23 protein-coding genes are annotated in these 22021 nt (G+C 73.0%); 14 read left to right on the top strand and 9 right to left on the bottom strand.

The genetic code is table 11. The annotated features are described in order from the left end of the window. Positions 1 to 5: 5 nt before the first annotated feature. Both Sru01_RS15635 and Sru01_RS15630 read right to left on the bottom strand, forming a co-directional pair. Positions 6 to 884: a serine/threonine-protein kinase gene (locus Sru01_RS15635; protein WP_203985257.1), complete on the bottom strand. Its 879-nt coding sequence runs from the start codon at positions 882 to 884 to the stop codon at positions 6 to 8. A 118-nt stretch (positions 885 to 1002) separates the two neighbouring features. Next, complete coding sequence (locus Sru01_RS15630) at positions 1003 to 1407, bottom strand: hypothetical protein (protein WP_203985256.1); 405 nt, start codon at positions 1405 to 1407, stop codon at positions 1003 to 1005. Positions 1408 to 1639: 232 nt separating this feature from the next. Between Sru01_RS15630 and Sru01_RS15625 the strand changes: the two genes are divergently transcribed. Then, positions 1640 to 1849, top strand: coding sequence for a ubiquitin-like protein Pup (locus Sru01_RS15625; RefSeq protein ID WP_203985255.1), 210 nt, complete (start codon positions 1640 to 1642; stop codon positions 1847 to 1849). A 210-nt stretch (positions 1850 to 2059) separates the two neighbouring features. Here Sru01_RS15625 and Sru01_RS36235 read toward each other — a convergent pair whose 3' ends face one another. The 6 genes from Sru01_RS36235 to Sru01_RS15595 all read right to left on the bottom strand — a co-directional run bounded on the left by Sru01_RS36235 (position 2060) and on the right by Sru01_RS15595 (position 10419). Further along, positions 2060 to 4789: a glycoside hydrolase family 38 N-terminal domain-containing protein gene (locus Sru01_RS36235; protein ID WP_275412175.1), complete on the bottom strand. Its 2730-nt coding sequence runs from the start codon at positions 4787 to 4789 to the stop codon at positions 2060 to 2062. Positions 4790 to 4811: 22 nt separating this feature from the next. Next, positions 4812 to 6056 (bottom strand): CehA/McbA family metallohydrolase, encoded by a 1245-nt coding sequence (locus Sru01_RS15615; protein ID WP_239137451.1) that lies wholly within the window; start codon positions 6054 to 6056, stop codon positions 4812 to 4814. Then, positions 6053 to 7105 (bottom strand): ABC transporter ATP-binding protein, encoded by a 1053-nt coding sequence (locus Sru01_RS15610; protein WP_203985254.1) that lies wholly within the window; start codon positions 7103 to 7105, stop codon positions 6053 to 6055. Before Sru01_RS15610 ends, Sru01_RS15615 begins: the two co-directional genes overlap by 4 nt. Continuing rightward, positions 7102 to 7977, bottom strand: a complete 876-nt coding sequence (locus tag Sru01_RS15605; protein WP_203985253.1) for a carbohydrate ABC transporter permease — start codon at positions 7975 to 7977, stop codon at positions 7102 to 7104. The genes Sru01_RS15610 and Sru01_RS15605 overlap by 4 nt, the downstream gene beginning before the upstream one ends. After that, positions 7974 to 8858 carry a carbohydrate ABC transporter permease gene (locus Sru01_RS15600; RefSeq protein WP_203985251.1) on the bottom strand — a complete coding sequence of 295 codons (885 nt, stop codon included), beginning with the start codon at positions 8856 to 8858 and terminating at the stop codon, positions 7974 to 7976. The genes Sru01_RS15605 and Sru01_RS15600 overlap by 4 nt, the downstream gene beginning before the upstream one ends. Positions 8859 to 9042: 184 nt before the next feature. Further along, on the bottom strand, positions 9043 to 10419 hold the full coding sequence (locus tag Sru01_RS15595) for an extracellular solute-binding protein (RefSeq protein ID WP_239137450.1): 1377 nt from the start codon (positions 10417 to 10419) through the stop codon (positions 9043 to 9045). A gap of 232 nt (positions 10420 to 10651) precedes the next feature. On the opposite strand from Sru01_RS15595, the gene prcB reads away from it, so the two are divergent. From prcB to Sru01_RS15555, 8 genes are all read left to right on the top strand, one after another. Then, positions 10652 to 11464, top strand: coding sequence for a proteasome subunit beta (gene prcB / locus Sru01_RS15590; RefSeq protein WP_203985302.1), 813 nt, complete (start codon positions 10652 to 10654; stop codon positions 11462 to 11464). Positions 11465 to 11505: 41 nt separating this feature from the next. Beyond that, positions 11506 to 12339 carry a proteasome subunit alpha gene (gene prcA, locus Sru01_RS15585; protein WP_203985300.1) on the top strand — a complete coding sequence of 278 codons (834 nt, stop codon included), beginning with the start codon at positions 11506 to 11508 and terminating at the stop codon, positions 12337 to 12339. A gap of 226 nt (positions 12340 to 12565) precedes the next feature. Then, positions 12566 to 13924: a Pup--protein ligase gene (gene pafA / locus Sru01_RS15580; protein WP_203985250.1), complete on the top strand. Its 1359-nt coding sequence runs from the start codon at positions 12566 to 12568 to the stop codon at positions 13922 to 13924. Between the two features lie 223 nt (positions 13925 to 14147). After that, positions 14148 to 15098 carry an FKBP-type peptidyl-prolyl cis-trans isomerase gene (locus Sru01_RS15575; protein WP_203985249.1) on the top strand — a complete coding sequence of 317 codons (951 nt, stop codon included), beginning with the start codon at positions 14148 to 14150 and terminating at the stop codon, positions 15096 to 15098. Positions 15099 to 15408: 310 nt separating this feature from the next. Then, the gene (locus Sru01_RS15570; RefSeq protein WP_203985248.1) at positions 15409 to 16044 is read left to right on the top strand and encodes a helix-turn-helix transcriptional regulator; all 636 of its coding nucleotides are present in this window, start codon (positions 15409 to 15411) and stop codon (positions 16042 to 16044) included. Between the two features lie 33 nt (positions 16045 to 16077). Next, positions 16078 to 16539 (top strand): DUF3291 domain-containing protein, encoded by a 462-nt coding sequence (locus tag Sru01_RS15565; protein WP_203985247.1) that lies wholly within the window; start codon positions 16078 to 16080, stop codon positions 16537 to 16539. A 148-nt stretch (positions 16540 to 16687) separates the two neighbouring features. Continuing rightward, on the top strand, positions 16688 to 16966 hold the full coding sequence (locus tag Sru01_RS15560; protein WP_203985246.1) for a hypothetical protein: 279 nt from the start codon (positions 16688 to 16690) through the stop codon (positions 16964 to 16966). Further along, positions 16929 to 17354 carry a Uma2 family endonuclease gene (locus Sru01_RS15555; protein WP_203985245.1) on the top strand — a complete coding sequence of 142 codons (426 nt, stop codon included), beginning with the start codon at positions 16929 to 16931 and terminating at the stop codon, positions 17352 to 17354. Before Sru01_RS15560 ends, Sru01_RS15555 begins: the two co-directional genes overlap by 38 nt. 41 nt (positions 17355 to 17395) lie before the next feature. Here Sru01_RS15555 and Sru01_RS15550 read toward each other — a convergent pair whose 3' ends face one another. Then, positions 17396 to 18481 carry a DUF3866 family protein gene (locus Sru01_RS15550; protein WP_239137449.1) on the bottom strand — a complete coding sequence of 362 codons (1086 nt, stop codon included), beginning with the start codon at positions 18479 to 18481 and terminating at the stop codon, positions 17396 to 17398. A gap of 38 nt (positions 18482 to 18519) precedes the next feature. Here Sru01_RS15550 and Sru01_RS15545 point away from each other — a divergent pair, with 38 nt between their 5' ends. From Sru01_RS15545 to tatC, 5 genes are read left to right on the top strand one after another with little or no spacing between them, the layout of a single operon-like run. Beyond that, positions 18520 to 19464, top strand: coding sequence for a helix-turn-helix transcriptional regulator (locus Sru01_RS15545; protein ID WP_203985242.1), 945 nt, complete (start codon positions 18520 to 18522; stop codon positions 19462 to 19464). After that, positions 19461 to 20417, top strand: coding sequence for a helix-turn-helix transcriptional regulator (locus tag Sru01_RS15540; RefSeq protein WP_239137448.1), 957 nt, complete (start codon positions 19461 to 19463; stop codon positions 20415 to 20417). The genes Sru01_RS15545 and Sru01_RS15540 overlap by 4 nt, the downstream gene beginning before the upstream one ends. A gap of 52 nt (positions 20418 to 20469) precedes the next feature. After that, positions 20470 to 20703, top strand: a complete 234-nt coding sequence (locus Sru01_RS15535) for a hypothetical protein (RefSeq protein ID WP_203985240.1) — start codon at positions 20470 to 20472, stop codon at positions 20701 to 20703. A 30-nt stretch (positions 20704 to 20733) separates the two neighbouring features. Continuing rightward, a complete protein-coding gene (gene tatA, locus Sru01_RS15530; RefSeq protein WP_203985238.1) occupies positions 20734 to 21075 on the top strand; it encodes a Sec-independent protein translocase subunit TatA in 342 nt (113 codons plus the stop codon). Positions 21076 to 21134: 59 nt separating this feature from the next. Continuing rightward, a complete protein-coding gene (tatC, locus tag Sru01_RS15525) occupies positions 21135 to 22001 on the top strand; it encodes a twin-arginine translocase subunit TatC (RefSeq protein ID WP_203985236.1) in 867 nt (288 codons plus the stop codon). Positions 22002 to 22021 lie beyond the last annotated feature (20 nt).

Genomic DNA, 22021 nt, shown 5'->3' with positions numbered 1-22021 from the left:
CAGGGTCACATCGTGAAGGCGCCGGAGGAGAACAGGCCGCCGCCGTCCAGGCGCATCGGCGGGACGGCGACCCCCTCGGTGCGCAGGATGCCCGACAGCATGGCGGCGGCGTCGCCGCCGCTGAGCCGGCGGGCCGGGTCGGGCTGCAGCAGGCCCTCCAGCAGGCGGGTGAGCGCGCCGGCCCGGGAGGCGCTCATCAGGTTGCGCACCGCCGCGCCGTCGCCGGACGCGGGCGGCGGGGTGCCCTCCACCGAGAAGTACAGCGTGGCGCCGAACGACCACAGATCGGCGGCCTCGGTCGCCGGGTGCCCGCCGAGCCGCTCGGGGGCGATGTAGCCGGGGGAGCCGACGACCGGCATGGTCGCCGGGCCGTGCGGGCCCTGGCCGGGGTCGCGGCGCAGCGTGGCGATGCCGAAGTCGCTCAGCACCACCCGCTCGCCGGTCAGCAGCACGTTCCCCGGCTTGATGTCACGGTGCAGGACGCCCGCGGCGTGGGCGTGCCGCAGCCCGCTGAGCAGGTGGAAGCCGATCCACGCCGTCCAGTGCACCGGCAGCCGGCCCAGGTGCCAGGCGGTGGCCTGGAGCGTCAGCGCCTCCACCAGTTCCATGACGATCCACAGCCGGCCGTCCTCCTCCAGCAGGTCGTGCACGGTGACGATCGCCGGATGGCTGAGCCGGGCGGCCGAGCGGGCCTCGCGCAGCGCGCGGCGGCGGACCGCGTGCACGTCGAGCTCGCCGTGGCGGGACGGGCGCAACTCCTTGATCGCGACGTCCCGGGCCAGCCGGCCGTCATGGGCGCGCCAGACGACGCCCATGCCGCCCCGCCCGAGCGGGGAGATCAACCGGTATCGGTTACCGAGCAGCTGTGCGTGGTCCGCTCTCATGTCACCTGTTCACAGTCGGCATCATTCCTGCCCCACGGCCGCTCCATTTTCCCCCTGGAGCGGGATGCCTACGGGCGCATCATCACAGGATGCCACAGAGCGGCGGTGATGATCTGCCCTATAGCAGGCCGATCCCGAGGATCAGGGTGCCGGCGGCCAGGCAGAGGCCGCCGAGGACGGTGAGCCAGATCATCGCGCCCGGCCGCGTGTCGGAGGGCCGCAGCACCGACAGGAAGAAGCCGAGCGGCATCAGGATGGGCGCGGCCACCATGAGCAGCCGGACGAGCGTCCTGGCGCCGTCCGGCAGGCTCGTCTGGTCGATGTAGAGCAGCGCGACCAGCGCGAAGATCACCAGCACGCCGGCGTGCGCGTGCCCGGCCCGCCACAGCCCGCGGCGTACCGGATTGTCCAGGTACCCGGGGATGCGGCGGCCGATCAGGGTGAGCAGCGAGGCGCCGCCGACGGCGATGGTGGGTACGGTGATCAGCACGATCCCGGCGGTGCTGAGGGACGACGGGGACATGGGGGCCTCCAGTCATTGGACAGTGAAGCTATCCAATCACTGGATAGCTTCACTGTCCAGCGGAGTAAATTCTGCGTACTTGGTGGGATTTGCACCCCGGGTGGCCGGGGACGCTGAGGACTGGAAGACCACTTCCAGCCGGTCTCGCGGAGTTCACGGGACGATCCGCGCGAATTGTCGTCCGGTTCGGGGAAGATATGAATCAGATGCGTCCCCCAAGCGGAGGTACCACATGGCGACGAAGGACACCGGCGGTCAGAAGCACGCCGGCCGGCAGGATGCCGAGGTCGAGGAGACCGAGGCGCAGGCGTCTTCCGACGTCCAGGAACGTCAGGAGAAGCTGACCGACGACGTGGACGCCATCCTCGATGAGATCGACGAGGTGCTCGAGGAGAACGCCGAGGAGTTCGTGCGCAGCTACGTGCAGAAGGGCGGGCAGTGACGGGACGCGGGGCCGGGGCCGCGCGTCCCGTCCGTGTGCCGCCCGCCCGCTGACGGGAGGGCGGCCGGCCGGCGGTGCCGGGCGGGCGTGGCGGCGAGGGCGACGCCCGCCCTCGGCCCGCCGCCTGCCTCCCGCCGCGACCCGGCGGCCGGCCGCCGCCGGCCCTCCGCGCCGGCGGTCACCGGGGCCGGCGCGCCCGGACGCCTCCGGTCAGGCGAGATGCACGGTGGCGATCTCGAACGGCCGCAGCGACAACCTCAGCTCCCCGTCGGCGACCGGCAGCGGACGCAGCGCCCGCCCCAGCGTGTCGGCGGCCCAGGCGGCCCGGAACGCCCCGCGCACGACCGCCTCGACGGCCGCCGGGTGCCGGGCGGCGAGCCGCACCTCCAGCCGGCCCTCCCGCCGGCGCAGCGCACCCAGCATGACCCCGTCCCCGGTGATCTCCAGCGCCTCGGTCATCTCCGGCGCCCGCCGGTCGCCGGAGACCGGGCCGGTGCCCGGGACGGCCAGCAGCTCGTGGTGGTACTCCTCGGCCAGCCGCGGCAGCCCCGCCGCCGCGTAGTCCCCGTCGTACAGGTGCACCGCGAACCGGGCGGTGTGCGGCCCGGGGCACTGCGCGCCGGGGGTGGCGATCTGCGGCCCGGCCGGCTCGTCGCGCAGCGCGTTGTCGTTGCGCGACAGGTGACCCACCGCCCGCAGCAGCGTCACCGCCAGCTCCCCGCCGCCGGTCAGCTCGTACTCGGTGACGTGGTCCAGCAGCACCGCAAGCCCGCCCGCCGCGGCGAACTCCGCCGCCGGGTAGGTGGGCAGCGGCGCCTCGCCGCCGCCGCCCTCCGCCGCCGTGCCGCGCCGCACGACGGCGTACTGCCCGCCGGCGAACGACTCGGCGGCCGGCCGGGGCGGCGCGGCGTGCCAGCGCACCCGGTGGTCGCGGCACACGTTGTCGAAGGACGTCTCCAGCCGGGCGTACGGCTCGCCGGCCCGCAGCTCGACCCGGGTGGTCACCGTCACCTCGGCCTCCCGCGGCGAGCGCTCCCCGGCGGTGCCGGACACCGGCCACCGGTAGCCCCGGACGATCTCCATCACCGACACCAGCGGGCCGCGGCGCACCGGGCCCACCTTCACGAAGGCGGGCTCGCTCACCAGCCGGTCGGCGGCCGGCGGGGCGTGGTTGTAGGTGTCGCCGCAGTCGCCGCCGTCCACGATCCGCCCCACGCCGGTCGCGGTCAGCCCGGCCGCGGTGCGCAGCGCCAGCGTGCCGCCCGGCTCGGCGGTGACCCGCAGCAGCCCGTTGTCCAGCACGCCCTCCTCGCCCGCCGCCGGCGCGGCCGGGGCGCCGGCGGCCGGCACCGAGGTGAGCACCGTCCGGCCCAGCGCCGGCACCCGGGCCAGGGCCACCGCGCGCACCAGCGGCTCGGCGACCGTGCGCACCCGCCACGGGCCGGGCCCGGCGTCCGCCGCCGCGCGCAGCGCCGCCGCCAGGTCGGCGTGCCGGTAGGGCGTCTCCGCCCGGCGCGCCACGTTGATGGTGAAGACGTCGCCGTCCGCCGACCAGGACACGATGTCGTGCCCGAACAGCTCCCGCTCGTGCACCCGGCCGAGCACCCGGGTCAGGTCGTCCATGACCGTCTCGTCCAGCACCTCCGGCGGCTCGGCCAGCACCTGCACCGGGACGGCCGAGCCGTCCGGCGCCCGCAGCCCGGCGCGGGCGCGCGGCAGCTCCACCGGCACCAGCCCGGCCCGCGGGAACGGCGAAGGGTTGACCACCACGATCTGGTCGCCGCCCGCGCCGCGGGCCAGCGAACCGCTCACCAGGTCGACCACCGCCTGCCCGGTCTGCTCGGCCTCGGCGATCCGCGCGGCCACCTGCTCGGCGGTCTCGTCCGCGCCGCAACCGGTGATCGAGTCGTGGCCGCTGCAGGCCACCACGCCGCGCCAGGCCAGGTCGATGAGACGCTGCGCCGCGGTGCGGGCCCCTGGATCGTCCTGCGCCAGCCACAGCGCCGCCAGCGGCTCGGCGTAGCGGGCCAGCACCCGCTCGGCCCGTCCCATGACGCGCTTGAGCGGGACCCGCGCGGAGATCACCCCGGGCAGGATGTTGGCCCGCGCGTGCGAGCGCAACTCGCCGCGCACCACCGGCAGGTCCTCGGCCACCGGCCCGCCCGCCACCTCGGCCAGGTACTCGCCGAGGGTCGCCAGCCGCAGCCCGGCGGCGGTGATGCCGGCCGCGGGCGCGGAGTGGTCGGCCCCGTACATCGCCAGCAGCGGCCCGGCCGGCCGCCACGGGCGCATGGCGGCGGTGAAGGCGGCGAGCCGGCCGGGCATCTCCTCCGGCGGCCCGGTGAACAGCGCCACCGCGTTGCCGTACCCGCCGGGCAGGTACTGGGTGCGCACCACCGTGCCGTCCGCGCCCTCCCAGGCGAAGGCGTCCCGGGTCACCGACGCGGGCACCCCGCGCCACAGGCAGGCGACCGGCAGCCCGGCCAGCGCCAGGATCTGCGGCATCTGCGCGCAGTGCCCGAACTGGTCGGGCAGGTAGCCCACCTCCATGGCCGCGCCGAGCTCTCGCGCTCCGCGCAGCCCGAACTCCAGGTTGCGCATCAGCGTCTCGCCCGAGCACAGGAACTCGTCGGCCAGGATGGCCCACGGCCCGGCGGCGAACCGGCCCTCGGCCACGACGCGGGCCAGCTCGGCGCGCCGCTCGGGCCGGATCTCCAGGTAGTCCTCGACCGCCGCGAGCTGCCCGTCCATGGTGAACCGGTAGCCGGGGTCGGCGGCCATCGCGTCCAGCACCTCGTCCAGCATGCGCACCAGGCCCATCCGGAACCGCTGGAACGGCAGGTACCACTCACGGTCCCAGTGGGTGTGCGGGACCACGACGATCTCGCCGGTCTCGCCGGTCTCGCCGGTCTCGTCGATCCCGTCCAGCGTCTCGCTCAAAGCCTCTCCTTGCGTCGGCCGGTCAGGTGCACAGGGCCATGACCTCGTTGCGCGTGGTCTCCAGCCGGTGCGGCCCCGGTGCGGCGGGCAGGCGGACCCGGTCGCCGCGGATCACCGTGCGCCGCTCGGGTCCCCACAGCGCCAGGCCGTCGGCGTCCAGCACCAGGAACTCGTCGCCGTGCCGCAGCAGCAGCGGCCCGTCCGGGCCCGCCGAGACCGCGGTGCGGCCGGCGCGGACGCCCGCCACCAGCGCCGCGGCACCGGCCGCGTTCCCGTCACCGGTGTCTTCGGCCAGCACCCAGGTGCACGGGGAGCCGGGGGGATGGCCGTCCTCGGGCCGGTGGAAGTCGCCGCCGCCCACGTACACCACCTGCTCGTGCCAGGCCTGCGCCCAGGCCAGCGGCGCGCCCCAGGTGCGGTCCCACCACCCCGAGTGCCACACCTCGGCGACGCGCGGGCGCTCGTCCAGCGGGTGCCGGAAGGCGCAGTCGGCGCCCAGCGGATGGTTCACCGACAGCAGCCCGCCGCGGCCGGCCACCGTGCGCACCCAGTCGGTCGCGGGCCGGCGGAAGTCGACCCAGCCGATGTCGCCGAACGCGTTGGCGTGGCCCAGGTCGGTGGTGACCTCCTGGCCGGGGATCAGCGTGATCCCGGCCGCGGCGGCCACCGCGGGCAGCTCGGCGTGGTGGCTGACGGTGTTGTGGTCGGTGACCGCGAGGAAGTCCAGCCCCTGGCCGCGGGCCAGCGCGGCCAGCGCGGGCACGGTGAGCGTGCCGTCGGAGTGCACGGTGTGCGCGTGCAGTTCCCCGGCCCGCCAGCGCAGCCCGTCCAGCGCGGGCAGGCCGCGCCGCCGCACGGCCGGCACGGTGTCCGGGACCGGGGGAGCGGCGGCCGGCTCCGGCGGCGGTGGCGGCGTGCCGTGCGGCGTCACGGTGATCTCGTACGGCAGCCCGGCCGGCGGCACCCGGTACAGGCCGAGCAGCACCGACCAGACGCCCGGCTCCACCTCGCCGGGCAGGTACCCGGGGGTGGCCCAGTCCGGCGCGATCGTGTACCGGGACCGGGCGCCGCCCGACCAGCCGCGGTACCCGGCCGGGCCCTCGCAGCCGAGGTCGAGCACGCCGGCCTCGCGGTCGTAGGACAGCTCCACGGTGAACGCCCGGGTGCCGGCCGGGAGCTCCACCGGCACCGCGTGCACCTGGCGCTCCAGCCGCTGGTCCAGCGACCACCGCCCGGTGCGCCGGATCGGCGCGCCGGAGGCGGTCACGGCGTCACCAGCTCGCCGTCCCGGTACACCAGGGCGCGCCGGTGGCGCGGCACCGCGCACGCGGCGGCCCCGGGGGCCGGTTCGGCGTCCTCGGGGACGACGGCCTGCACCAGATGCTCGCCGCAGTCCAGCGTCACCAGGTAGGCGGTGCCCAGGTTCTCCACGACCGACACCTTCCCCGCGAAGCCGTCGGCGTGCTCCCCCTCGGCAAGGTCCATGTACTCCGGCCGCAGCCCGTACACGACCTCCTCGCCGTCGGCCACCCCGTCCGGCCGGGGCAGCACCGCCCCGGCCACGTGCAGGGCGCCGTCCCGGACCACGCCGGGCAGCAGGTTCATCGGGGTGGAGCCGATGAACGAGGCGACGAAGGTGTTGGCCGGCCGCTGGAACACCTCGGCCGGTGTGCCCACCTGCATGATGCGCCCGGCCGACATGACGGCGATCCGGTCGGCCATGGCCAGCGCCTCGCCCTGGTCGTGGGTGACGAAGACCGTGGTGACCGCCAGCTCGCGCTGCAGCCGCTTGAGGAACGTGCGGGCCTCCAGCCGCATCCGCGCGTCCAGGTTGGACAGCGGCTCGTCGAACAGGAACGCCCGCGGGTGGCAGGCGATCGCCCGGGCCAGCGCCACCCGCTGCTGCTGCCCGCCGGACAGCTGGCCCGGCCGCCGGGCCAGCAGTTCCGACAGGCTGAGCCGGGACGCCGTCTCGGCCGCCTTGGCCTCGCGCTCGGCGCGCGGCACCTTCCTGATCCGCAACGGGTAGGCGATGTTGGTGGTCACGTCCATGTGCGGGAACAGCGCGTAGTCCTGGAACACCATGGCCACGTCGCGGCGGCCCGGCGGCAGGCCGGTGACCTCGGTGCCGCCGATCGTGACCCGGCCGGCGGTGGCGGTCTCCAGGCCGGCGATCGTGCGCAGCAGGGTGGTCTTGCCGCAGCCGGACGGGCCGAGCAGCGCGAAGAACTCCCCGTCGGCGATCTCCAGGTCCAGGGCGTCCACCGCCCGGACGCCGCCGGGGTACTCCTTGGTGAGGCCGTGCAGGGAGATCACCTTTTGATCCCTCCGTGGAAGCGGAAGCCGTACTTGCGGCTGACGAACACGTACATGAGGACGACCGGGAGGGAGTACAGCAGCGAGAAGGTGGAGATCAGGTCCAGCTTCGGCGAGCCCCCCTCGGTGTAGAGGGTGTAGAGGATCACCGCGCCGGGCGACTTCTCCGGGTCGCGCAGCAGGATGAACGGGGTCAGGAAGCTGCCCCACACCGAGGCGACCGCCCACACCCCGATGGTGGCCAGCCCGGGCCGCACCACCGGCACCACGATGTGCCACAGGATCTGCAGCGGGCCGGCGCCGAACACCCGGGCCGACTCCTCGTAGGAGGTGGGGGTGGCGTCCATGAAGTCCTTCAGGATGAAGATCGCCGCCGGCAGGAGGCCGCCGGTCAGCGTGAGGATGACCCCCAGGTGGGTGTCGATCAGGTTCAGCCGGGTCGCCAGCTCGAAGATCGGCACCATCGCGGCGGTGCCGGTCACCACCGACGACAGCAGCAGCAGGCAGTACAGCAGCGCGTCGCGGCCCGGCACCCGCACCCGCGACAGCGCGTACGCCGCCAGCGCCGCCAGCCCGACCACCAGCACCGCGCTGCCCGCCGACTGGATCACCGAGTTGGCCAGCGAGCCCAGCGCGTAGGGGTTGTCCAGCAGCGACCGGAAGTTGCGCAGCGTGAACTCCGGCACCGACGCGGTGATCGTCGGGTGCGCGTCGAACGGCGCGGTGGCCAGCCACAGCAGGGGCAGCGCGAAGAACCCGGCCACCATGGCCAGGAACGTCGCCCGGCCGATCGCGCCCAGCGAGTGGCGCACCCGCCCGGTGCCCGCCGGCGCGGGCGGCGCGGCCGGCCGGGTCTCGTGGCCCACGGTCATGCCGCCACCCCCCGCCGGCCGCGCAGCAGGCGCAGGTACACCAGCGCCAGCACCAGGTTGATCAGCAGCACCAGGAACGACACCGCGGCGCCGAAGCCGAGCTTCCCGCCGTTCAGCGCGACGTTGTAGATGTACACCGGCAGGATCTCCGAACGGCCCTCCGGCCCGCCCGCGGTGAGCTGGAAGGCGGTGAAGTCGTTGAACGTCCACAGGCTGATCAGCAGCAGGTTGGTCAGCATGTGCCCGCGGATCCGCGGGAAGACCACGTCGCGCAGCTGCTGGAACGCCGACGCCCCGGCCAGCCGGGCCGTCTCCAGGTGCGAGGGCGGCACGCTCTCCAGCGCCGCGCCGTAGAGCATCATCGAGAACGCGGTGCCGCGCCAGGTGTTGAACAGGACGATCGACGCCATCGGGTGGTCCAGCAGCCAGGCGAACCCGTCGGTGCGCAGCAGCGCGTTCAGCGTGCCCTGGTCGCCGTCCAGCAGCGCGATCCACAGGAACGCCACCACCGAGGACGGCAGGATCCAGGCCAGCAGCACCAGGCCCTCCACCACCCGCCGTACCGGCCCGCTGCGGTCGCGCAGCGCCCAGGCGATCGCGAAGCCGAGCCCGGCCTGGCCGATCACCGCCGAGCCGAGCACGAACTGCACGGTGAGCCACAGCGAGGTGTGGAAGCGCTCGTCGCCGAGGGCCGCGGTGTAGTTCTCGGCGCCGACGAATTTCGGGTCCGCCGCGGCCAGGCCGGTCAGCCGGAAGTCGGTGAGCCCGAGATAGATCGTCCACAGCGCGGGGAACACCAGGAACACGCCGATGAGCACGAGCGCCGGCACCATGAACCCGACCGCCCGGCCCCGCCCGAGTCCCGCGGCGTCTGTGCTCATTGGCGCTCGCTCCGCTCGCGCTGTGTTCGGGCGCCCTTCAGCCGGCGTCCTTCAGTCGTCGCGGGCAAGCGCTCGTTCCTCGCACTTGACCGCTCCTCCCTCAGGACACCGGCGCGCCCGAACACCGGAGTGGTGGCCCGCCGGGTGATCCCACCGCGCGGCGGGGCGGGCTTGTCGGCGTGGGTCATCGGGTGACGTTCTCGGGGCCGACGAGGTCGGCGACCTTCTTGTCGTAGGCGGCGGCGGCCTCCTCCACGCTCTTGCCCGAGACGATGTCGGCGGTGGCCTCCTGCAGGGCGACCGACACCTGCGGGTAGACCGCCAGGCCGGGCCGGTAGGAGGTGATCGGCAGCACCTTCTGGGCGACGAAGTCCAGCATGGGGTTGTCCTTGAGCACCTCGTCGTTGACGTCGGTGCGCGAGGTGATCCGCGCCTCGCCGATCAGGCCCTCCTTGGTGGCCTCCGCCGAGTGCATGAAGGCGAGCAGCTCCCAGGCCAGCTTGGGGTTCTTGGAGTTGGGGTTCAGGACGCGCACCGCGCCGCCGGACATGCTGACGAAGTCCTGCCCGCGCACTCCGGCGCCCGGCTGCTTGGCCGGGATCAGCGCGTAGCCGACGGTGTCCTCGCGGTCCTGCATCGGGGCGACGCCGGCCTTCGGCTCGATCACCGAGCGCCAGAAGTAGTCGCCCTCGGCCAGCACGCCGATCTTGCCGTCGGCGAACTGCTGGAACGACTTGTCGCGGCCCTTGGCCTCCTGCTGCAGCCGGGGCTCGGCCAGCCCGGCGGTGAAGATCTGCCGGTAGAAGCCGAGCACGTCCTTGACCGCCTGCGAGCCGCCGGCCCACTTGCCGTCGGCGAAGATCTCGCTGCCGGTGCCCACCAGCAGCGGCAGCGCGCCCTGCATGGTGGTCGCCTCGCCCATGGCGGTGCCCGCGTCGATCTGCAGCGGGGTGGGAACCCCGGCCTTCTTCAGCGCGGTGCCCGCGTCGATGATCTCCTGCCAGCTCTTGGGCTGCCAGTCGGCGGGCAGCCCGGCCTTGGCGAACAGCTTCTTGTTGTAGAACAGCACCCGGCCGTCGGTGCCCTGGGGGAGCCCGTACTTCTTGTCCTCGAAGGCCCCGAGCCCCTGGACGGCCTCGGGGATCTGGCTCCAGCCCTCCCACTTGTCGACCTCGGGGCCGGCCGCCTCGTTCAGCGGCTTGATGTACCCGGCCTGGGCGAACTCGCCGACCCAGATGCCGTCCAGGTCGATGATGTCCGCGCCGGCCTTCGACTTCAGGTCCAGAGCGATCTTGGTCTTGTACTGCTCGTCGTCCACGCCGTTCGGCTGGAACGTGACCTGGACGTTGCGGCCCTTGGCCTTCTGCGCCTCCTGGAACTTGGGGATCAGCCAGTTCTTGGTCCAGTCGGCGGTGGCGGCGTTCTTGCCGCCGGAGATGGCGTTCGCGGTGATCGTCAGGGTGTTGTCGTCGCCGGAACCGGAGGAGGAACCCTCCGAGCCGCACGCGGCGAGCGCGAGCGTGGCGGCGGCGAGTGCGGTCAGCATGCGGGCGGGTCTCACGGAAGACCTCCTGAGGCACCAGAGGTTTTACCTGTATGTCACGACAACTGAACAATTCCACGCTCGGTCACCGGCGTAAAGACAAGATTTGGGAACGATGGGGCTGCCTGGGCGAAAGGGGTTCGCCGTGAGCGGATAGGGGGAAGTGCAACCAGCACAGCCACGGCAGTAGGGTCGCCCTAGGACGTGTAGGCGCTTGGGAGGAAGTCGCGTGACAGCACAGCGGGGCTGGATGAACGACCTTTTCCGGGACACCGGTTCCACATCGTTCACCGAGTTCGTCGGTTCGTACGCCCCGGGGCTGCTGCCCGGGAGGTTCGAGGCGTCGGGCCCGGTCGGCGACCGGCTGCCGCACGCGACCACGATCGTCGCGGCCGTCTTCGCCGGCGGCGTGGTGATCGCGGGCGACCGGCGGGCCACCTCGGGCAACTACATCTCCCAGAAGGACATGGAGAAGGTCTTCCGCACCGACGAGTACTCCGCCATGGGCATCGCCGGCACCGCCAGCGTCGGCATGGAGCTCGCCCGGCTGTACTGCGTGGAGCTGGAGCACTACGAGAAGCGCGAGGGCCGCACGCTCTCGGTCGAGGGCAAGGCCAACCGGCTGGCCACCATGATCCGCGGCAACCTGCCCATGGCCATGCAGGGCCTGGCGGTCGTCCCACTGTTCGCCGCCTTCGACGAGACCAGCGCGCGCGGCCGCATCTACTCCTACGACGTCGGCGGCGGCCCCTACGAGCAGACCGGCTACGCCTCGATCGGCTCGGGCTCGCTGTTCGCGCGCGGCGCGCTGAAGAAGCTGTACCGCGAGGGGATGAGCGCGGAGGACACCGTGCTCGCCTGCGTGAACGCCCTGTACGACGCCGCCGACGACGACTCGGCCACCGGCGGGCCGGACGTCACCCGTAAGATCTGGCCGCTGATCGCGGTGATCGACGACGAGGGATACCGCCGGCTGAGCGACGAGGAGGTCGAGGGGTACGTGCGGCGCATGCTCGACCAGCGCCTGCAGACCCCCGACGGTCCCACCGCCCCGCTGCGCTAGTTCTCAAACCCACGGCCAGGAGAGGATCACCACCGGTGTCCATGCCCTTTGGATATGTGTCCCCCGAACAGGAGATGCGGGACAAGGCCGACTTCGCGCGGAAGGGCATCGCGCGCGGCCGCAGCGTCGTGGTGCTGCAGTACGAGAACGGCATCCTGTTCGTCGCGCCCAACGCCTCCCGGGCGCTGCACAAGATCAGCGAGATCTACGACCGCATCGGCTTCGCCGCGGTCGGCAAGTACAACGAGTTCGAGGCGCTGCGGCTCGGCGGCATCCGCTACGCCGACATCAACGGCTACACCTACGACCGCGGCGACGTCACCGCCCGCGGCCTGGCCAACCTGTACGCCCAGTCGCTCGGCATGGTCTTCACCGAGTCCCGCAAGCCGTACGAGGTGGAGCTGGTGGTGGCCGAGGTCGGGGACACCCCCGACGGCGACCAGATCTACCGGCTGACCTTCGACGGCTCGGTCGCCGACGAGCACGGCTACGTGGCCATGGGCGGCGTGGCCGACGCGGTGGCCGGCCGGCTGAAGGACCGCTTCCGCGAGGGAATGCCCCTGGAGGCGGCGCTGGACGCGGCGCTGGCGGCGCTGACCGAACCCGGCGGCGAGCGCACCCCGGTCGCCCAGCTGGAGGTCGCGGTGCTGGACCGCACCCGCGAGCACCGCAAGTTCCAGCGGCTGAGCGGCCCGCGCCTGGAGCGGCTGCTCGCGGCCGGCGGCGGGACGGCCAAGGCCGGCAAGGCGGGCGGCGGGTCCACCGCGGGCAAGCCCACCGGCGCCAAGGAGACCGGCGCCAAGGAGGCCGGTCCCGCCGACACCGGTCCGGCCACCGCGCCGGAGGGCGACATCGACACCGGCTCGCCCGAATAGTCGCACGCGGCCCGCAGCGGCGCGTCCCGGTCTCCTTCTGGACAGGCGGCCGGGACGCGGTGTCCCGCGGCCGGTGCGGCGACCGGCCGGGTCCGGTCATCGGCGGGGAGATCCACCGGCCGCGGGTTAGATCCACGGTCGGCCGGCCACCCGGACAGCGTCCGGGCGCCCGGAAACCCGCCGAGGATCTCTCCCGCCGGGCGCCCCGGGGACATAGTGTGAGGAGATGGATCGTCGCATCTTCGGCTTGGAGAACGAATACGGCGTCACCTGCACCTTCCGGGGCCAGCGGCGGCTGTCCCCCGACGAGGTGGCGCGGTACCTGTTCCGCAGAGTCGTGTCCTGGGGTCGATCGAGCAACGTCTTCCTGCGCAACGGCGCCCGCCTGTATCTGGACGTGGGCAGCCATCCCGAGTACGCCACACCCGAGTGCGACAACGTCGTGGAGCTGGTCACCCACGACAAGGCGGGCGAGCGCATCCTTGAGGGGCTGCTCGTCGACGCCGAGAAGCGGCTGCGCGAGGAGGGCATCGCCGGGGACATCTACCTGTTCAAGAACAACACCGACTCGGCGGGCAACTCCTACGGATGCCACGAGAACTACCTCGTGGGCCGGCACGGCGAGTTCGGCCGGCTGGCCGATGTCCTGATCCCGTTCCTGGTGACCCGGCAGATCATCTGCGGGGCCGGCAAGGTGCTGCAGACCCCCCGGGGCGCGGTCTACTGCGTCTCCCAGCGGGCCGAGCACATCTGGGAGGGGGTCTCCAGCGCCACCACCCGCTCGCGGCCGATCATCAACACCCGGGACGAGCCGCACGCCGACGCCGAGCGCTTCCGCCGCCTGCACGTCATCGTCGGCGACTCCAATATGAGCGAGGCCACCATGCTGCTGAAGGTCGGCGCGACCGACCTGGTGCTGCGGATGGTGGAGGCCGGCACGGTCATGCGCGACCTCAGCCTGGAGAACCCGATCCGGGCGATCCGCGAGGTCTCCCACGACATGACCGGCCGCCGCCGGGTGCGCCTGGCCAACGGGCGCGAGGCCTCGTCCCTGGAGATCCAGCAGGAATACCTGTCCAAGGCGCAGGACTTCGCCGACCGGCGGGGCGCCGACCCGATCACCCGGCGGGTGCTGGAGCTGTGGGAGCGCACGCTGCGCGCGGTGGAGTCCGGCAACCTCGACCTGGTCTCCCGGGAGATCGACTGGGTGACGAAGTACCAGCTGATCGAGCGCTACCGCGACAAGTACGACCTGCCGCTGTCCTCGCCGCGGGTCGCCCAGCTCGACCTCGCCTACCATGACGTGCACCGCAAGCGAGGGCTGTTCTACCTGCTGCAGCGGCGGGGCGCGGTGGAGCGGGTGGCCTCCGACCTGAAGATCTTCGAGGCCAAGTCGGTACCGCCGCAGACCACCCGGGCCCGGCTGCGCGGCGAGTTCATCCGCAAGGCGCAGGAGAAGCGCCGCGACTTCACCGTCGACTGGGTGCACCTGAAGCTGAACGACCAGGCCCAGCGCACCGTGCTGTGCAAGGACCCGTTCCGCGCGGTCGATGAGCGGGTGGACAAGCTGATCGCCGGCATGTGAGGCCGGCCCGCCGGGCGAGCGGCGGGAAACTTTCACGGCCGGCGCCGGCCTCCGGCGCCGGCCGTGACCCGTGTCCGGGACGTTGACCTGCGTACGGCCCGGCCCGCCGCGGATCGGGTGTCAAGGCCGGGGCCGTGGCCGGTCAAGGTCGTGCCATCCGGATCGTCCCGCGCCGCAGGTCGGGTAGTGTGGCGCGAGCCTGACGTCTTTCCTAGGGATGCCCATGCGCCGATTGGCCGTTCTCGTCGCCGTGCCGTTGCTCTTCGCCGCCGCCTGTGGCGGGGGAGGGGGCGGTGACAGCGCCGCCAAGCCCGCCGGCGCCACCGCCTCCGGGGTAAAGGTGGCCGGGTCCTTCGGCCAGAAGCCGCAGGTGACCTTCCCCTCGGGCAAGCCGCCGGTGACCTCCTCGGCCGAGACGATCTCCGAGGGGCAGGGCGCGGCCGTCAAGGACGGCGACTCGGTGGTGGCCAACCTCACCGCCTACAGCTGGGACGGCAAGGCCAACGGCGCCTCCGGCTCCACCTACGACGACGGCGCGCCGCAGCTCATCAAGGTCGACGCCAACCTGCCGTCGGTGGTGCACAAGGCCTTCCAGGACAGCAAGCCCGGCGGCCGGTTCCTCGCCGTGGTGGCCAAGGACAGCCTCACTCCGCAGCAGGCCGAGCAGGCCAAGTCGCAGGGCGCCGACCAGATGGCCAGCGTCTACGTCGTCGACGTGATGGGCGTGCCCACCGTCAAGGCCGCGCAGGGCACCGCCACCGACCCCGGCGTCAAGGGCGTCAAGCTGGAGAACCCCGGCGGCGACAAGGCCCCGGTGCTCACCACCAAGACCGATGAGTCCGCGCCCAAGGGCCTGGTCGCCAAGACCGTCATCAAGGGCACCGGCCCGGTGGTGAAGAAGGGCCAGAGCCTGCTGGTGCACTACACCGGCAAGATCTGGGGCAAGGGCACCGAGTTCGACAGCTCCTGGACCCGCGGCCAGCCGGTGATGTTCCCGATCGGCGTCGGCAAGGTCATCAAGGGCTGGGACCAGGGCCTGGTCGGCGTCCCGGTCGGCAGCCGGATGCTGCTGTCCATCCCGCCGGACCTCGGGTACGGCAAGCAGGGCCAGGGCGACAAGATCAAGGGCACCGACACGCTGGTGTTCGTGGTCGACGTCCTCGGCGCCTACTGACCCGCCACGCTTCGCCAAGGCCGCCCCGGCGCACCCGCCGGGGCGGCCTTCGCACCTCCACCGGCCGTGACCGGGTGCGGTGTCCGGGACGCGGAGGCCCGCGGCGCACCGGCGGTCGCCCTGCCTGATCTACTTTGTAAAGGGCGAGGGGTGGATCGTTCATCTGGCGTCCTGCCAGGCTGCCCGACGGTCAGGCCGTCCGTTCACGACCGTTCCAGCCGAGTCCGCCATGGAAGGGGCGGCGCGTGGCCGTGGCGCGAGGGCTGTGGTGCGCGGCGAGGACGGTGGCTCGGCGGCCTAGACTCCCGCTGTGAGCGGTGACGATCTCGAGGTGCTGGCGGTGCTGCGCGACCCGGTGCGCCGGGCGCTGTACGACTACGTGGCCGCGCAGGGGCACGAGGTCGGCCGGGACGAGGCCGCGCGCGGCGCCGGGGTGAGCCGCACGCTGGCCGCCTTCCACCTGGACAAACTGGTCGAAGGCGGGCTGCTGGCGTCCGGGTACCGCCGGCTGAGCGGGAAGGCCGGGCCGGGCGGCGGCCGCCCGGCCAAGGTCTACCGGCGTTCGGCGGCCGAGCACCAGGTGAGCGTCCCGCCCCGCGACTACCGCACGCTGGCCCTAGTGCTGGCGGAGGCGGTGGACGCGCTGGGCGGCGACCAGGCCGCCGAGGCGGCGGCCCGCCGGGTGGGCGAGCGGGTGGCCGCCGCCGGCCTGCGCGAAGCGCTGGCCGAGCGCGGTTACCAGCCCTATCAGGACGAAGGCGTGCTGCGGCTGCGCAACTGCCCCTTCCACCTGCTGGCCGAGGAGCGGCCGGTGCTGGTGTGCTCGCTCAACCTGGCCCTGTGCGAGGGGTTGCTGGCGGCGGTCGGCGACGCGGACCATGCCGCCCGGCTGGACCCGCGTCCGGGGGAGTGCTGCGTGGCGTTTTCTAAAAATAATGATGATTGACATAGAAGCGAGGGGCGTGATCTCCTAAGTGCCATGCACCTCGCTCAACTGAACGTCGCCCGGTTGCGCGCGCCGCTGGACGCGCCGGCGACCGCCGACTTCGTGGCCGGCCTGGAGCCGATGAACGCCCTCAGCGACGCCGCGCCGGGCTTCGTCTGGCGGCTCAAGGGCGGCGACCAGCCCACCGACACCGTCCAGCACGACTACGGCGACCAGCTATTGATCAACTTCTCGGTGTGGGAGTCCCGCGAGACGCTGTGGAACTACGTCTACCGCACCGCGCACCTTGAGTACCTTCGCCGCCGCCGCGAGTGGTTCGAGCATCTCGGCGAGCCCACCGTGGTGATGTGGTGGATCCCCGAGGGCTACACGCCCACCCTGGCGGAGGGCATGGCCCGCCTCGACCTGCTCCGCGCCCAGGGCCCCGGCCCCGACGCCTTCACCTTCACCGACTTCCACCAGCCCCCCACCCCGGCGGCCACCACCCCCGCCTGAGCACGACGGCCGGCCCGGCCTGGTGCTGCACCGCGCCTCACCCTGCTGTTCGCCCGGCCGTCTGGGGCCGGCCGGGCTGATCTGGGTACGCTGGCGGGGTAGGTCGCCTACGATGCCACGATCCGCCGCCAGGAGGGTGCGAAGCGTCATGAGCGTTGCCGCAGTGGCTCACCGGCACTACCTGTTGCCGGACACCCCGTACGCCATGTGGGTGCGCGACGAGCTCGCCGGCTTTCTCGACCTTCCCAAGGACGGCACCAGGGTCGAGGTCATCGCAGGGGAGATCGTCGTGTCACCGGGTCCGAGCCTGTCCCACAACATGATCGTCGGCGACATCCAGAAGAGCGCCGCCAGGGCCGAGTTCGCCGATCCCGGCTTCCCGTGGGAATGTGCGCACCACCGACCTCGATCTGGTGCGGGTCTATGACGGATATATCCCCGACCTGGTCATCATGCGAAGAGAGCTCGCCGACCGGCTGCGCGAGTCGGAGATGAAACGCCTGCTTCCCCATCACATCGATCTGGTGGTCGAGGTGACATCCTTCTCCACCGCCGCCGACGATCACGAACCCGGCGCCCGGCGGCTGAACCCGACGAAATGGAACGGCTACGCCTATACCGGCATCCCCTACTACCTCCTGATCGATCGTGATCCCCGGCTCGCCAGGGCGACGCTGTACTGCGAACCCGACGTGCGAGCCGGCACCTACCGGACGCTGGACCGCTGGGCGTTCGGCGAGACCATCCGGCTCCCCCAGCCCTTCGGTTTCGAGATCCCGACCGCGAAATGGGCTCCCTGGGACTCTGGCGCCTGATCCGTGCCGTCCGGCCGGGCCGCGCAGGGGGTCACCCCTGGTCAGCCGAGCAGGGTGGCGGCGTGGCGGCCGGCGGCGGCGGCGGCCAGGAAGGCGGGCAGGTCCTGTTCCAGGCCGCGGCCCATGGTGGACAGCTTCACCGGGCTCGCCCGCAACGCCCGCTCCAGGCCGTCCACCGGCACGGTGACCAGCTCGTGCCGCCCGGCCAGCACGGCCGCCTGCGCGGCGACCTTCTCGCCGAACGCGCCCGGCAGGTCGGGCACCACCACCTGCGCGGGAGCCAGGGCCACCCGCCCGTAGGCGGTCAGCGAATGGTGGGAGACCCCGACGTGCCGCTCCCGCGCGTCGCCCTCGCTCACCCGCAGCGACGCCACCGGACGCCCGCCCAGCACCGCCGCCGCGTTGACCGCCTCGCCCGCCGCCACCCCGGAGAACCCCCAGCGGGTGCCGGTGCCGAGGTTGCCCGGCCCCTGCGCGACGACCGCCACGTCGGCGGCCAGCACGTGCCGGGCCGCCAGCAGCCCGGTGTGCACGGTCACCGTCTCCACGTCGCCGCCGAAGGACTGCCCGGTGGAGACCACCCCGCACAGCCAGCCGATCTCGCGCAGCCGCGCCGCCGCCATCGAGAACCAGGCCGGCAGCGCGCCGCCGTCCAGCATCACGTACGCCACCCGGGGCCGCGCCGCGCCGCCCGCCGGAGACGGGGGCCCGAACAGCCCGCACAGGATCGCCGGCAGCGCCGAGTGCAGGTCGGCGACCACCACCGGCATGCCGTCGACCGAGTCGGCCTCGCGCAGCAGCTCGTGGAACGGCGAGTCCTGCTCGTCGGCGCCGAGCACGGTGGCCTGCAACGGCGTGTATCGCGCCTTGACCAGGTGGCCCGGACCTTGCGGATCTTCCGGCAACCGGTCGGGCAGGGCCACTACCATGGCGTAACCTCCCGTACCGAGGCCCATGGCGAGCGCGGTCGTGTTCAGCAGCACGGTGTCGCCTGGCTCCGGCCGGCCCACCACCGGTGGGTAGGCCAGCGCCCGGCAGCTTCCCTCGGGAAGCGCCACGTCCAGCTCCATCGCGCCCGGCCATTCGCGCCGGATCGCGGCCACCTCGCCCTTGCGCCATCTGATCACGGGGCCAGGGTAGCGTCACCGTGAGAAGGGAGGCCGCGATGTCCCGTCGGAAGACCGAGCGGTTGCTGAACCTGGTCATCTGCCTGCTGGCGACCCGCCGCCCGCTCAGCGCCGAGCAGATCCGCCACGCGGTGCCCGGCTATGACGCCGGCAACGACGAGGCCTTCCAGCGCATGTTCGAGCGCGACAAGACCGAGCTGCGCGAGATCGGCATCCCGGTCGAGGTGCACCGCGACCCGTGGGAGGACGAGCCGGGCTACCGCATCATGCGCCAGGCCTACGAGCTGCCGGACATCACCCTGGAGGCGGACGAGGCCGCCGTGCTCGGCCTGGCCGCGCAGGTGTGGCAGCGGGCCAACCTGGCCGAGGCGGCCGGCGGCGCCCTGCTGAAGCTGCGCGCCGCCGGGGTGCAGACCGACGAGAGCGCCGGCGGGCCGCTGGAGCTGCGGGTGGACACCCGCGACCCGGCCTTCCCCGCGCTGTGGGAGGCGGTGCGCGACCGCCGGGTCGTCCGGTTCGACTACCGGGCGGCCGGCAGCGAGAGCGTGCTCACCCGCACCGTCGAGCCGTGGGGCGTGGTCAGCCGGCGCGGCCGCTGGTACGTCGTCGGCCACGACCGTGAACGCGGCGCCGCCCGGGTGTTCCGGCTGAGCCGGATCAGCGGCACGGTCACCCCGGTGGGGCGGCCCGGCGCGGTGACCGTCCCGGACGGGGTGGACATCCGCTCCATGGTCGGCAGCCGCGACAGCCTGGTGCGCGAGCGGGCCGCCACCGTCCGGGTGCGCCAGGGCACCTGCCAGTGGCTGCGCCAGGTGGGCCGCACCGAGCCGGGCGCCGGCGGCTGGGACGTGGTGACCGTGGACTTCGCCGACCCCGAGTGGCTGGCCGGCTCGATCGTCACCTTCGGCGCGGACGCCGAGGTGCTGGACCCGCCGGACGCCCGCGACGCGGTGATCCGGCGGCTGAAGGGAGCGCTCGCGTGAGTTCGGCCGACCGGCTGCCCCGGCTGCTGGCCCTGGTGCCCTACCTGATGTCCCATCCGGGCGCCCAGGTGCCCGAGGTGGCCCGGCTGTTCGGCCTCACCGAGAAGCAGCTGATCGACGACCTGCAGCTGGTGTGGATGTGCGGCCTGCCCGGCCACACCCCGGGCGACCTCATCGACGTCTCCTGGGACGGCGGCGAGATCCTGATCGACAACGCCGACACCATCGCCCGCCCGCTGCGGCTCGGTGTCGACGAGGCCAGCGCTCTGCTGGTCGCGCTGCGCATGCTCGCCGAGCTGCCCGAGTTCGAGGACGGCGACGCGCTGGCCCGGGTGATCGCCAAGCTGGAGCGGGCGGCCGGCGAGGGCGCGGCGGCGGTCAGCAGCCAGGTCGCCGTCGAGCACGACCCCGCCCCGGACGCGATGGCCACCGTCCGGGAGGCGCTGCGCGGCGGCCGCCGGCTGTCGCTCAGCTATTACGTGCCCGGCCGCGACGAGGTCACCCCGCGCCAGGTGGACCCGACCCGCCTGGTGATGGCGGACGGCCGCTCCTATCTGGAGGGCTGGTGCTACCGGGCCGAGGGCATGCGGCTGTTCCGACTGGATCGCATGATGGACGTGGAGGTGCTGGAGGTGCCGGCCGATCCGCCGGCCGGCGCCGAGCCGCTCGACCTGGCCGACGGGGTGTTCCGGCCGTCGCCGACCGACGAGCTGGCCGAGCTGGAGCTCACCCCGGCCGGGCGGTGGGTGGCCGAGTACTACCCGTGCGAGGAGGTCACCGAGCTGGGGGAGGGGCGGCTACGGGTGACGCTGCGCGCCCGCGACCAGGGCTGGGTGGTCCGGCTGGCGCTGCGCCTGGGCGACGCCGGCCGGGTCGTCGCGCCCGAGCACCTGGCCGCGCGGGTCCGCGAGACCGCCGCGGCGGCGCTGGCCCGGTACGAGACCGCCGGCTGACCGGCCCGGGCGGGCGCGGGACCGGCGGGCGGCATAGGTAAAGTTTCACGACATGATCTGGTTGTTCGCCGCCATCGGCCTCGCGCTGGCCGGCCTGGTCCCGATCGTGCTGCTGGCCGTGCGCGTCCTGGTGGCCGCCGGTGAACTGGCCGGCGAGCTGGAGCGGGCCGGTGACCGGCTGGCCCGGGCCCGCCGGCGGCTGGGTGCCGCCACCGGCGGCCGGGCGGGGCCGAACGTGCCGGGAGGGGTGAACCAACCGCCGGTGGCAGCGTACGATCGGGCTTGAGACCGCACGTCGCCCGGCAAAGGATGTGTCATGCCATCACTTGGTCCCATGGAATGGATCCTCATTCTGCTGGTCCTGGTCCTGCTCTTCGGTGCCAAGAAGCTTCCGGACACCGCCAAGGCGCTCGGCCAGTCGCTCCGCCTGTTCAAGAAGGAGACCACCAAGCTGCACGAGGAGGACGAGGCGCGCGAAGCCGCGAAGGACGCCCGCCCGGCCCCGCCCGCACCGCAGCCCTCCCTCACCCCGGCCACGCCGTCGGTGGAGGACCGGCTGCGCACGCTGGAGGAGGAGAACGCCCGGTTGCGCGCCGACCAGGCCCGCGCCACCCAGACGCCCGTCTCCCCGGCGCCGAAAGACCAGGGCTCGCTCTGACCCGTCGCCGACGAACGTGACCCTGCCGACCTGACCGCTCGCGAGACCAGGATGCCCGCATGGCACTGCTGAAACGGTCGACCCCGGCCGGTGAGGCCGGCGCGGCCCCCGACACCGAGGGCCGCATGACGCTCATGGAGCACCTCCGTGAGCTGCGCAATCGCCTGGTCAAGGCGATCCTCGGCCTCGCGGTGGGCGCGGCCCTGGGCTTCGCGTTCTTCGACCGGCTGTGGGGGTTCCTCACCGGCCCGTACTGCCGGCTGCCCGCCGCCTACAAGCTGCAGGCCGGCCAGTGCACCCTCGTCCAGCAGAACGTGTTCGAGGGCTTCATGGTCAACCTGCAGGTCGCGCTGATCTTCGGCGCCGTCGTGTCCGCCCCGATCTGGCTTTACCAGATCTGGGCGTTCGTCACCCCGGGCCTGTACCGCAACGAGCGGCGCTACTCGCTGAGCTTCCTGGCCCTGGCCGTCCCGCTGTTCGCGGCCGGCGCGGCGCTGGCGTACTTCACCATGGACAAGGGCCTGGCGCTGCTGTTCGGGTTCGCGCCGGGCAACGTGGTCCAGCTGATCAGCATGGACCAGTACGTCGGCTTCCTGATGGCCGTGCTGATCATCTTCGGGCTGTCGTTCGAGGTGCCGCTGCTGCTGGTCTTCCTGAACTTCATCGGCGTGCTGCCGGCCGCGCCGGTCGCCAGGCATCAGCGGATGGCGATCTTCGGCATGTTCGTGTTCGCCGCCGTCGCCACCCCCAGCCAGGACCCTTTCACCATGCTGGCGCTCGCGCTGCCCATGGTCGGCATGTTCATGATCGCCCTGCTGGTGATGAAGATGCACGACCGCAAGAAGGAGGCGGTGGAGGCCGAGCGGCAGCGCCTGCTGGAGCAGGAGCTCGACGGCCCGGCCACCACCCCCGCGCCGCCCGACTGAGGTCTCGACATCGCGGCCCG

Origin of the sequence: Sphaerisporangium rufum (genome assembly GCF_016863395.1) — a bacterium.
GTDB lineage: Bacteria > Actinomycetota > Actinomycetes > Streptosporangiales > Streptosporangiaceae > Sphaerisporangium > Sphaerisporangium rufum.
Note: the sequence above shows the minus strand (reverse complement) of the source record. Positions and strands in the feature narration are given on the sequence as shown.